Here is an 11,535-nt window from a genome sequence, read left to right as displayed (position 1 = left end):
CGCGCTCCCGGGTACCATGTGCCCCTTTATCCGCCGACTGAAACGAGCCAGACCATGAGCGTTTACGACCAATTGAAAGCCCTGAACATCACCCTGCCCCCCGTGGCTGTGCCTGCCGCAGCTTACGTGCCCTACGCGCAGACAGGCAACCTCGTTTTCCTCAGCGGCCACATTGCGCGCAAGGATGGCAAGCCCTGGGTCGGCCAACTGGGCCGCGACGTGACCACGGAGCAAGGCCAGGCCGCCGCGCGGGCCGTGGCCATCGACCTGCTGGGCACGCTGCACGCCGCCACCGGCGGCGACCTGAACCGGGTGCAGCGCATCGTGAAGCTGATGAGCCTGGTCAACTCCACCGGCGAATTCACCGAGCAGCACCTGGTGACCAACGGCGCCAGCGAGCTGCTGGGCCAGGTCTTCGGCGCCGAGAAGGGCGCGCACGCGCGCAGCGCCTTCGGCGTGGCGCAGATCCCGCTGGGCGCGTGCGTGGAGATCGAGCTGATCGCCGAGCTGGGCTGACGGGTGCTACTTGCGGGCAGGATGTGCAGCCCGCCCCGGAAAAGAAAAGCGGGCCTGGCCCGCTTTTTTAATGCCTCAGAAGCTTTCCCACTCGCCGTCGCTGGCCGCCTTCTTCGGCGCGGCCGCAATGCGCGGCGCGGCGGGCGCAGCAGGCTTGGGCGCCGCCACCCGTGGCGCTGGCGCCGCAGCCGCCTTCGGCTTGGCTGGCGCCGCCGGCATGGGTACGGCGGCGGCCCGTGGCGCCGAGCGGGCCGCCTGGGCTGGCGCCACGCCCGCCACCTTGAATGCCGAGATGGCCTGCGCCAGCTGCTGTGCCTGTTCGCGCAGGCTGTGCGCCGCCGCCGCGCTCTGCTCCACCAGCGCCGCGTTCTGCTGCGTCATCTGGTCCAGTTGCCCCACCGCCTGGTTGACCTGCGCCACGCCCGCGCTTTGCTCCTGCGAGGCCGCCGTGATTTCCCCGATCATGTCCGTGACGCGCTGCACCGCCTGCACCACTTCCTGCATGGTGCTGCCCGCGCCTTCCACCAGGCGCGAGCCGGTTTCCACGCGCTCCACGCTGGCAGTGATGAGTCCCTTGATTTCCTTGGCCGCGTCGGCGCTGCGCTGCGCCAGGCTGCGCACTTCGCCGGCCACCACGGCGAAGCCCCGGCCTTGTTCACCCGCGCGTGCCGCTTCCACGGCAGCGTTCAGCGCCAGGATGTTGGTCTGGAAGGCGATGCCGTCGATGACGCCGATGATGTCGGCGATCTTCTGGCTGCTGTGGTGGATGTCCTGCATGGTCGCGACCACTTGCCCGACCACTTCGCCGCCACGGCGCGCCACGCCCGAGGCCCCCGCCGCCAGGCTGCTGGCCTGCTGCGCGCTGCCCGCGCTTTGCTGCAGCGTGCTGGTGAACTGCTCCATCGCCGCCGCCGTCTGCTGCAGGTTGCTCGAGGTCTGTTCCGTGCGCGCCGACAGGTCCTGGTTGCCCAGTGCGATCTCCGCGCTGGCCGTGGCGATGCTGTCCGTGCTCTGGCGCACCTGCTGCACCATGCGCGACAGCGCTTCGCTCATCGCATACAGCGAGCGCAGCAGGTCGCCGAATTCGTCGCCCCGCGTCACCGCCTCGCGTCCGCTCAGGTCGCCACTGGCGATACGATCCGCCAGGCTGCGCGCCTGGGCCAGCGGATGCTGGATGCTGCGGATCAGGAAATACGCCCCCACGCACACCGCCAGCAGCACCAGGCTGGCAAAGCCGCCCGCAATCTGCACCGTGCGCACGCGCTCGCCGCCCAGCGCGATCTGGCGCTCGCGCGCATAGTGCTGCTGCATGGTCACGAAGTCCTGCAGCATTTGCAGGTAGGCGGTGGCCGCCGGGTTGTAGGACTGGCGCAGGAACGCCTTGGCCTCTGCCGCGCTGTCCTGCTCGGCCAGCGCGCTGGCCTGCTGGCGCATGCGCTGCAAGTCGGTGCGGGCGGCCGTGATCTTGGCCATCTGCGTCCTGTCCTCGTCTCTCAAGGGAAGGGACTGGAGCGTTTTCTGCGCTTCGTCGATCCTGGCGGACGTCGCGGCGATCATGCCCTTGAGCTCGGCCCGGGTTTCCGCGTCGCCCCCCAGCACCAGGGCCTGGGTGCGCGCCGTGTTGGTCTCGGTCAGGCCCATCCAGCGCTGCGCGGCCTCGACGCGGGTGTTCAGCTCCAGCAGCACCACGTTGGCCTCGGCCTGGGTGCGGGCCGAGCGGTAGCCTGCAGAGGCTACGACCGCCAGCATCATGATGACAATCCAGGCCACGGCCCCCCAGAGCTTGGTGGCCGTGCGCATATTCTGAAACCGCATGTCTCCTCCAGTGGAGCGGTTCCAAATGCTTGGGAGCCCGCCACAGCAAATACGTCACTAAACGTAATTTACTGTGGGACCTTTCCCACTTTCTAGGCAGGGATGACTACTTCGCGGCCAAAACCGCCCCCTTTCAGGGAAAACCACGAGGCCCCGGGTGAACCGCCGCAGGCCAGGTGCCGGAAGGCTTGTGCGCCCACCAGGGCTCAGAAGCTTTCCCACTCGCCATCGTCGGCCGCCTTCTTGGGCGCGGCTGCGATGCGCGGTGCGGCAGCGGGCGGCTTGGGCGCGGCCTTGGCTGCCGGTTTGGGCGCCGGTGTGGGCGCGGCTACCCGTGGCGCGGGTGCTGGCGCCGCCTTGCCCGCCACGGCGCGCGGCTTGGCCGGCGCCGGCATGGCCGGGGCGGGCCGGGGCGCCACCGCCCGCGGTGCCTGGTAGGTGGCTGCCTGCGCGGCGGCCACGCCCGCCACCTTGAACGCCGAGACGGCCTGCGCCAGCTGCTGCGCCTGCTCGCGCAGGCTGTGCGCCGCTGCCGCGCTCTGCTCCACCAGCGCCGCGTTCTGCTGCGTCATCTGGTCCAGTTGCCCCACCGCCTGGTTGACCTGCGCCACGCCCGCGCTTTGCTCCTGCGAGGCCGCCGTGATTTCCCCGATCATGTCCGTGACGCGCTGCACCGCCTGCACCACTTCCTGCATGGTGCTGCCCGCGCCTTCCACCAGGCGCGAGCCGGTTTCCACGCGCTCCACGCTGGCAGTGATGAGTCCCTTGATTTCCTTGGCCGCGTCGGCGCTGCGCTGCGCCAGGCTGCGCACTTCGCCGGCCACCACGGCGAAGCCCCGGCCTTGTTCACCCGCGCGTGCCGCTTCCACGGCAGCGTTCAGCGCCAGGATGTTGGTCTGGAAGGCGATGCCGTCGATGACGCCGATGATGTCGGCGATCTTCTGGCTGCTGTGGTGGATGTCCTGCATGGTCGCGACCACTTGCCCGACCACTTCGCCGCCACGGCGCGCCACGCCCGAGGCCCCCGCCGCCAGGCTGCTGGCCTGCTGCGCGCTGCCCGCGCTTTGCTGCAGCGTGCTGGTGAACTGCTCCATCGCCGCCGCCGTCTGCTGCAGGTTGCTCGAGGTCTGTTCCGTGCGCGCCGACAGGTCCTGGTTGCCCAGTGCGATCTCCGCGCTGGCCGTGGCGATGCTGTCCGTGCTCTGGCGCACCTGCTGCACCATGCGCGACAGCGCTTCGCTCATCGCGTACAGCGAGCGCAGCAGGTCGCCGAATTCGTCGCCCCGCGTCACCGCCTCGCGTCCGCTCAGGTCGCCCTCGGCGATCTGCGCCGCCAGGCTGCGCGCCTGCTCCAGTGGGCGCTCGATGCTGCCGATGAGGAAGTAGGCGCCCACGACGATGGCCAGAATCAGCAGGCCCACCACCACGGCAGCGATCTTCACGGTGAGCAGGCGGTTGCCGGCGATGTCCGCCTGGCTGGCCTGCGCCTGCTGCCGCTGCAGCTCCACGAAGTCGTGCAGGGTCTTCAGGTAGGCCGCCACCGCCGGGTTGTAGGACTGCTTGACCAGCTCCACCGCGGCATCGTGCTGCGCGTCGGCCTTGAGCTTCATGGCCTGGCCGCGCAGGTCGATCATGGCCTTGCGCGCAGCGGCGATCCTGGCCATCTGCGCCTTGTCGGCGTCGCCGGTGGCCAGGGTTTCGAGCTTTTTCTGCACCTCGGAAATCTGCGCCGAGGTCGCGGGGATGATGGCCTTGAACTCGGCCTCCACCGCCGGATCGCTGCTGACCACCAGGGCCTGCGTGCGCGCGGCGTTGGTTTCCGTCAACCCCGTCCAGCGCAGGGCGGACTCGACGCGCGTGGCCATCTCGCGCGACGTGGCATCCGCCTGGGCCTGGGCCTTGGACGTCCGGTAGCCGGAGAACCCGACCACGGCCACCAGCGCCACGACGATGACGATGACGGCCGACCACAGCTTGTGGGCCATGCGAAGTTGCGGCATTTTTTCCTCCTGGTGCCTTGTCTCTTGTTGCGCCTATTGTGCGCAGGCATTGCTTGCAATTTACCTATCTTTACAGACGAGCGCAGCATTTATTTCAGCGGCGCTGCACCAGCGCAATGCCGGCATCGCTCACTCCACGCGCGTCACCCGCTGGGGCTTGAAGCCCAGGTCGGCGGCCTTGCCCTTGCGCGCACGGGCGGCGCGGGCGTTGTTCAGGCTGCGGATTTCGAGCTGTTCCTCGCGCTCCTTGGCGCCACGCCCCAGGCCCTCGATGCGCACGCTGCGCGTGTACGCGGCGGCGCCCGCCAGGCTGTCCTTGTCCTCCAGGTCGATCAGCATCAGGCCGCGCCCGCCGTGGGCCATGGCTTTCAGCTCGCCGATCTCGAACGTGAGGATGCGCCCGCCCGCCGAGGCGCAGGCCACGTGCGTGGCCGGCGGCAGCGGCTGGCTGCCGCTGCTGCCCGCCGCATGCGAGGGCACGCACAGCGTCTCGCCCTCGCCCAGCGTGACGAAGGCCTTGCCGCCCTTCTGGCGCGACACCAGGTTTTCCACCAGCGCCAGAAAGCCGTAGCCGCCCGAGCTGGCCAGCAGCAGCTGCGCCTGCGGCGGCCCGGCGAAATAGTGCAGCAGTTGGGTGCCCGTCTCCAGCTCGATCAGCGTGGTCACGGGCTGGCCGTCGCCGCGCCCGCCGGGCAGGCTGGCCACCGGCACGGAGTACACCCGGCCATTGCTGCCGAAGACGATGAGCTGGTCCACTGTGCGGCACTCGAAGGTGCCGTAGAGGGCATCGCCGGCCTTGAAGGCAAAGCTGCCCGCCTCATGCCCATGGCCCTGGCGCGTGCGCACCCAGCCCTTTTGCGACACCACGACGGTGACGGGTTCGTCGAGTACCTTGACTTCGGCCACGGCCTTTTTCTCGGCCTGGATGAGCGTGCGGCGCGCATCGGCGAACTGCTTCGCGTCGGCTTCGATTTCCTTGACCATCAGGCGGCGCAGCGAGGCCGGGTTGGCCAGGATGTCCTCCAGCCGGCCCTGCTCCTCGCGCAGCGCCGACAGCTCCTGCTCAATCTTGATGGCCTCCAGCCGCGCCAGCTGGCGCAGGCGGATTTCGAGGATGTCCTCGGCCTGGCGCTCCGACAGGTTGAAGCGCGCCATCAGCGCCGCCTTGGGCTCCTCGGCCGCGCGGATGATGGCGATCACTTCGTCGATGTTGAGCAGCACCAGCTGCCGCCCTTCGAGGATGTGGATGCGCTCCAGCACCTTGGTCAGGCGGTGCTGGCTGCGCCGCGTGATGGTGCCCTGGCGGAACGCCACCCACTCGGCCAGCATCTGGCGCAGCGATTTCTGCGTGGGCCGGCCGTCCAGCCCCACCATGGTGAGGTTGATGGGCGCCGAGGTTTCCAGGCTGGTGTGCGCCAGCAGCGCGGTAATCAGCTCCTGCTGCGGCACCTTGCCGGTCTTGGGCTCGAACACGATGCGCACCGGCGCGTCCTTGCTCGATTCGTCGCGCACGCCGTCGAGCACGGCCAGCATGCTGGCCTTGAGCTGGGTCTGCTCCTGCGTCAACGCTTTTTTGCCGGTCTTGACCTTGGGGTTGGTGATGTCCTCGATTTCCTCCAGCACCTTCTGCGCCGAAACGCCGGGCGGCAGTTCGGTCACCACCAGTTGCCACTGGCCGCGCGCCAGGTCTTCGATCTTCCAGCGCGCGCGCACCTTGAGGCTGCCGCGCCCGCTGCGGTAGGCGTCGTGGATGTCGGCGGCGCTGCTGATGATCTGCCCGCCGCCGGGGTAGTCGGGGCCAGGCACCAGCGCGAACAGCTCTTCATCGCCAAGCTGCGGGTTCTTCAGTAGCGCCACGCAGGCGTCGGCCACCTCGCGCAGGTTGTGACTGGGAATCTCGGTCGCCAGCCCCACGGCGATGCCGCTGGCGCCGTTGAGCAGCGCGAACGGCAGACGTGCGGGCAGTTGGCGCGGCTCCTCGGTACTGCCGTCGTAGTTGGGCACGAAATCGACCGTGCCCATGCCGATTTCGTCGAGCAGCAGGCCCGCGATGGGCGTCAGCCGCGCCTCGGTGTAGCGCATGGCGGCGGCGCCGTCGCCGTCGCGGCTGCCGAAGTTACCCTGGCCGTCGATCAGCGGGTAGCGCTGGTTGAAGTCCTGCGCCAGGCGCACCAGGGCGTCGTAGGCCGACTGGTCGCCGTGCGGGTGGAAGCGCCCCAGCACGTCGCCCACCACGCGCGCGCTCTTGACCGGCTTGGCCGCCACGTTGCGGTTCGGGCCGCTGTAGGACAGGCCCATCTGGTCCATGGCGTAGAGGATGCGCCGCTGCACGGGTTTGAGGCCGTCGCACACATCGGGCAGCGCGCGGCCCTTGACCACGCTGAGGGCGTATTCCAGGTAGGCGCGCTGGGCGTAGCCGCCCAGGTCGAGCGCATCGCCCGCGTCGGCACCGGAGGGAAGGAGGAGAGGAGAGTCGCTCATGCTTCAAAAATAGGAGCTACCAGCGCTTGCTGGATAAGCGCTGGAGGCCAAAAACATCAAATATCCACGTCCACCGCGTCGCCGTGCAGCTCCATCAGCTCGCGGCGCGAGGCGGCCTCGCCCTTGCCCATGAGCTTGGTGATGAGGCCTTCGGTGTCGGCAAAGCCCAGGCTGCCCAGTTGCACGGGCAGCAAGCGGCGTGTGTCGGGGTTGAGCGTGGTTTCCCACAACTGCTCTGCGTTCATCTCGCCCAGGCCCTTGAAGCGGCTGAGCTGGCATTTCTCGCGCGGCACGCCGTCCTTGGCGGCCTTGTCGAGGATGGCTTCGAGTTCGCCCTCATCGAGCGCGTAGAGCTTGGCGGCGGGCTTCTTGCCGCGCGCCGGAATGTCCACGCGGTACAGGGGCGGGCGCGCCACGTAGATGTGGCCGGCCTCGATGAGCTTGGGAAAGTGGCGGAAGAACAGCGTGAGCAGCAGCACCTGGATGTGCGCGCCGTCCACGTCGGCGTCCGACAGGATGCAGACCTTGCCGTAGCGCAAGCCCGAGAGGTCGGGCGTGTCATCCGGCCCGTGCGGATCGACGCCGATGGCCACCGAGATGTCATGCACCTCGGTGTTGGCGAACAGGCGGTCACGCTCCACCTCCCAGGTGTTGAGCACCTTGCCGCGCAGCGGCAGCACGGCCTGGTTTTCCTTGTCGCGGCCCATCTTGGCGCTGCCGCCGGCCGAGTCGCCCTCGACCAGGAAGACCTCGTTGTAGGCCAGGTCGCGGCTTTCGCAGTCGGTGAGCTTGCCGGGCAGCACGGCCACGCCCGAGCCTTTTCTCTTCTCCACCTTCTGGCCGGCGCGCTGGCGCGTCTGCGCTGCCTTGATGGCCAGCTCGGCCAGCTTCTTGCCGTACTCCACATGCTGGTTCAGCCAGAGTTCGAGCGCGGGGCGCACGAAGCTGCTCACCAGGCGCACGGCGTCGCGCGAGTTCAGGCGCTCCTTGATCTGGCCCTGGAACTGCGGGTCCAGCACCTTGGCGGAAAGAACATAGCTGGCGCGCGCGAACACGTCCTCGGGCATCAGCTTCACGCCCTTGGGCAGCAGGCTGTGCAGCTCGATGAAGCCCTTGACGGCCTGGAACAGCCCGTCGCGCAAGCCGCTGTCATGCGTGCCGCCGGCGCTGGTGGGAATGAGGTTGACGTAGCTCTCGCGCACCGGCGCACCCTCTTCCGTGAAGGCCACGGCCCAGGCGGCACCCTCGCCTTCTGCAAAGCTCTCGTCAGCGGCACCGGCAAAGCCTTCGCCCTCGAACAGCGGGATCACCGGGTCGGCGCTCAGGGTCTGCGACAGGTAGTCGCGCAGGCCGCCCTTGTACTGCCAGGTCTGGGTTTCGCGGGTTTTCTCGTTGGCCAGCGTCACCGCCACGCCGGGCATGAGCACGGCCTTGCTGCGCAGCAGGTGCGTCAGCTCGCCCATGGGCAGGTGGCTCGACTCGAAATACCGGGCATCGGGCCACACGCGCACCGTGGTGCCCTGCTTGCGCTCGCCCGGCTCCAGCGCACGCGCCGCCAACGGCTCCACCACGTCGCCCCCGGCAAACACCAGGCGCGCCGCCTGGCCCTCGCGGTGGCTGGTGGCCTCCAGGCGCGTGGCCAGGGCGTTGGTCACGCTCACGCCCACACCGTGCAGGCCGCCCGAGAAGCTGTAGGCCCCGCCCTTGCCCTTGTCGAACTTGCCGCCCGCGTGCAGGCGGGTGAACACCAGCTCGATCACCGGCGCGTTTTCCTCGGGGTGCAGGCCGAAGGGAATGCCCCGGCCGTCGTCCTCGACGCTGACCGAGCCGTCGGCATGCAGCGTCACCTTGATCTTCTTGCCAAAGCCGGCCAGCGCCTCGTCGGCGGCGTTGTCCAGCACCTCCTGGATGATGTGCAGGGGGTTGTCGGTTCGGGTGTACATGCCCGGCCGCTGCTTGACGGGCTCCAGGCCCTTGAGCACGCGGATCGAGCCCTCGGAATAGTCGGATGCGGAAGGGGGTTTGACTGCCATGGGCGCGGATTGTAGTGCGGCAGGCACTGCGTCACTGGATGAAAAAACAGGCTGCGAAGCACGCGCTGCAGAGTTTTCCCGGATTGGCTACATTCGCGCGATGCATAAGCAAAACCAAAAACTGTCTATGGGCCAGGTGCTGGCCTGCGGGGGGCTGATCGTCACGCTGTCCATGGGCATCCGCCACGGCTTCGGCCTGTGGCTGCAGCCCATGACGCAGGCGCTGGACTGGACGCGCCAGGATTTCGCCCTGGCCATCGCCGTGCAGAACCTGGTGTGGGGGATTACGGGGATTTTCGCGGGCATGCTGGCCGACCGCTTCGGCGCCTTCAAGGTCATCGTCGGCTGCGCCCTGCTCTATGCACTGGGGCTGGTGGGCATGGCGTATTCGGCCACCCCCATGGTATTCGCCATCACGGCCGGGGTGCTGATCGGCATGGCCCAGGCGGGCACGACCTACGCGGTGATCTACGGCGTCATCGGACGCAACGTCGATGCCTCGCGCCGCTCCTGGGCCATGGGCATCGCGGCGGCGGCGGGCTCTTTCGGGCAGTTCCTGATGGTGCCCACCGAGGGGCTGCTGATCAGCCAGTTCGGCTGGCAGCAGGCGCTGGTGCTGCTGGGCCTGGCAGCGCTGCTCATCGTGCCGCTGGCGCGCGGCCTGCGCGAGCCAGGCTTTGCCGGCGGGGCCCTGCTGCAACGCGAGCAGACCATCGGCCAGGCGCTGCGCGAGGCGTTCAGCTACCCCAGCTTCCAGTTGCTCATGGCAGGCTACTTCGTCTGCGGCTTCCAGGTGGTGTTCATCGGCGTGCACCTGCCCAGCTACCTCAAGGACCAGGGCCTGTCGCCCCAGGTGGCCAGCTATGCGCTGGCGCTGGTGGGCCTGTTCAACGTCATCGGCACCTACGCCGCCGGTTCGCTGGGCCAGCGCCTGCCCAAGAAGAACATCCTGGCCTTCATCTACTTCGCGCGCTCGGTGGTCATCACGGTGTTCCTGCTGGCGCCGCTGTCGCCCATGAGCGTGTACCTGTTCTCCGCCGTGATGGGCATGCTGTGGCTGTCCACCGTGCCCCCCACCACGGCCGTGGTGGCGCAGATCTTCGGCGTGGCGCACCTGTCGATGCTCGGCGGCTTCGTCTTCTTCAGCCACCAGATCGGCAGCTTCATGGGCGTGTGGCTGGGCGGCTACCTGTACGACCGCCTGGGCAGCTACGACATCGTGTGGCTGCTGACCATCGCACTGGGCGTGATCGCGGGCCTGGTGAACCTGCCCGTGCGCGAAAACGCCATCCAGCGCACAGCACCCCAAGGAGCCTGACCGATGCCCAAGCGCCAGGTCCTGGCCTACGTTGCTGCCCTGGTGGCGCTGCTGGCGGTGTTCGGGCTGTACACGCGGCCCGATTTCCTGGTCACCCTGGCCGACCAGCTTTGGGCCTGCTTCTAGAGAAAACAGAAGTCCTGACTCCGACAGCCGAGGCGGGACACAGAGACTCGCAGATCGTCAAAAAATGGTGCACGCCTGGTACCGACAGCCCCTGAGCGTTGCGGTGCCGCATGGCACATCGGCAGAAAAGCAAAAAGCCGCACGAGGCGGCTTTTAACTTGTTGATTTTTTTGGGAATTTGGTGCCGGAGAGATGAATCGAACACCCGACCTTCTCATTACGAATGAGCTGCTCTACCGACTGAGCTACACCGGCACTTCCTACAAAATCATGTTCCGTAGAGCCTTGCATTCTACTGTAAATTTCTACTCTTACAAGCAATTCAGATAAATTGGCACGATGCATCCCCCGAACATGGCGACGCCACTGGAGCCTCCCTCTTCGCTCATGTAAGGGGGCTGCAACAAGCCAGCGCTTAAAAAGCCTTATAAATCAATAAAATACAGACCAAATGCGTATTGCCACCTGGAACATCAACTCCCTCGCCGTGCGCCTGCCCCAGGTGCTGGACTGGCTGGCCGCCAACCCCGTCGATGCACTGGCCCTGCAGGAGCTCAAGCTCACCGACGACAAGTTTCCGGCCGATGCCTTCGCTGCGGCAGGTTATCAGGCAGTGGCGTTCGGGCAGAAAACCTACAACGGCGTGGCCCTCCTGAGCCGCCACCCGATGGCCGACATGGTGCGCAACATTCCCGGCTTCGAGGACGAACAGGCGCGCGTGATCGCCGCCACCCTGGACACGCCCGCCGGGCCGCTGCGCCTGGTGAACGGCTACTTCGTCAACGGGCAGGCGCCGGACAGCGACAAGTTCGCCTACAAGATGCGCTGGCTGCAGGCGCTGCAGGACTGGCTGCGCGGGGAACTGGCGCAGCACCCGCGCCTGGCGCTGGTGGGCGACTTCAACGTCGCCCCGGAAGACCGCGACAGCTACGACCCCGAAGGCCTGCGCGAAACCATCCACCACACCACGCAGGAGCGCCAGCATTTCCAGGCGCTGCTGGACCTGGGCCTGACGGATGCGTTCCGCCTGTTCGCGCAGCCGGAGAAGAGCTTTTCCTGGTGGGACTACCGCATGCTGGGCTTCCAGAAGAACCGGGGCCTGCGCATCGACCACATCCTGGTCAGCCAGGCGCTCGCGCCGCTGGTGACCGCCTGCACGGTGGACCGCCAGCCGCGCAAGAACAAGCAGCCGAGCGACCACGCGCCCGTGGTGGCCACGCTGCAGGCCGCGTGAACCCGGGAAAAC

General features: G+C 67.8%; 7 protein-coding genes and 1 tRNA gene. 3 read left to right on the top strand and 5 right to left on the bottom strand.

Translation table 11 applies throughout. The features are described 5' to 3' along the window. Positions 1–54 precede the first annotated feature (54 nt). Complete coding sequence (locus tag YS110_22070) at positions 55–516, top strand: RidA family protein (GenBank protein ID UJB67250.1); 462 nt, start codon at positions 55–57, stop codon at positions 514–516. Between the two features lie 75 nt (positions 517–591). Here the strand turns inward: YS110_22070 and YS110_22065 are convergent, their stop codons facing one another. The 4 genes from YS110_22065 to YS110_22050 all read right to left on the bottom strand — a co-directional run bounded on the left by YS110_22065 (position 592) and on the right by YS110_22050 (position 8,845). Continuing rightward, positions 592–2,331 carry an MCP four helix bundle domain-containing protein gene (locus YS110_22065; GenBank protein ID UJB67249.1) on the bottom strand — a complete coding sequence of 580 codons (1,740 nt, stop codon included), beginning with the start codon at positions 2,329–2,331 and terminating at the stop codon, positions 592–594. Positions 2,332–2,537: 206 nt separating this feature from the next. Then, complete coding sequence (locus YS110_22060) at positions 2,538–4,331, bottom strand: MCP four helix bundle domain-containing protein (protein ID UJB67248.1); 1,794 nt, start codon at positions 4,329–4,331, stop codon at positions 2,538–2,540. A 129-nt stretch (positions 4,332–4,460) separates the two neighbouring features. Continuing rightward, positions 4,461–6,812 (bottom strand): DNA topoisomerase IV subunit A, encoded by a 2,352-nt coding sequence (gene parC / locus YS110_22055; protein ID UJB67247.1) that lies wholly within the window; start codon positions 6,810–6,812, stop codon positions 4,461–4,463. 56 nt (positions 6,813–6,868) lie between these two features. Further along, positions 6,869–8,845 carry a type IIA DNA topoisomerase subunit B gene (locus YS110_22050; GenBank protein ID UJB67246.1) on the bottom strand — a complete coding sequence of 659 codons (1,977 nt, stop codon included), beginning with the start codon at positions 8,843–8,845 and terminating at the stop codon, positions 6,869–6,871. A gap of 127 nt (positions 8,846–8,972) precedes the next feature. Here YS110_22050 and YS110_22045 point away from each other — a divergent pair, with 127 nt between their 5' ends. After that, complete coding sequence (locus YS110_22045) at positions 8,973–10,163, top strand: MFS transporter (GenBank protein UJB67565.1); 1,191 nt, start codon at positions 8,973–8,975, stop codon at positions 10,161–10,163. Positions 10,164–10,468: 305 nt separating this feature from the next. On the opposite strand, the gene YS110_22040 is transcribed toward YS110_22045, so the two are convergent. Next, positions 10,469–10,544: transfer RNA gene (locus YS110_22040), tRNA-Thr, on the bottom strand. Positions 10,545–10,740: 196 nt separating this feature from the next. Between YS110_22040 and xth the strand changes: the two genes are divergently transcribed. Continuing rightward, positions 10,741–11,523, top strand: a complete 783-nt coding sequence (gene xth, locus YS110_22035) for an exodeoxyribonuclease III (GenBank protein UJB67245.1) — start codon at positions 10,741–10,743, stop codon at positions 11,521–11,523. Positions 11,524–11,535: the final 12 nt, after the last annotated feature.

The sequence above is a fragment of the Acidovorax sp. YS12 genome (assembly GCA_021496925.1).
Lineage (GTDB): Bacteria > Pseudomonadota > Gammaproteobacteria > Burkholderiales > Burkholderiaceae_C > Paenacidovorax.
Note: the sequence above shows the minus strand (reverse complement) of the source record. Positions and strands in the feature narration are given on the sequence as shown.

What these genes read in the sequence shown, in the direction of transcription:
- parC (UJB67247.1), bottom strand. Translation starts at nt 6,812, where the DNA reads ATGAGCGACTCTCCTCTCCTCCTTCCCTCCGGTGCCGACGCGGGCGAT.
- YS110_22045 (UJB67565.1), top strand. Translation starts at nt 8,973, where the DNA reads ATGGGCCAGGTGCTGGCCTGCGGGGGGCTGATCGTCACGCTGTCCATG.
- YS110_22065 (UJB67249.1), bottom strand. Translation starts at nt 2,331, where the DNA reads ATGCGGTTTCAGAATATGCGCACGGCCACCAAGCTCTGGGGGGCCGTG.
- xth (UJB67245.1), top strand. Translation starts at nt 10,741, where the DNA reads ATGCGTATTGCCACCTGGAACATCAACTCCCTCGCCGTGCGCCTGCCC.
- YS110_22060 (UJB67248.1), bottom strand. Translation starts at nt 4,331, where the DNA reads ATGCCGCAACTTCGCATGGCCCACAAGCTGTGGTCGGCCGTCATCGTC.
- YS110_22050 (UJB67246.1), bottom strand. Translation starts at nt 8,845, where the DNA reads ATGGCAGTCAAACCCCCTTCCGCATCCGACTATTCCGAGGGCTCGATC.
- YS110_22070 (UJB67250.1), top strand. Translation starts at nt 55, where the DNA reads ATGAGCGTTTACGACCAATTGAAAGCCCTGAACATCACCCTGCCCCCC.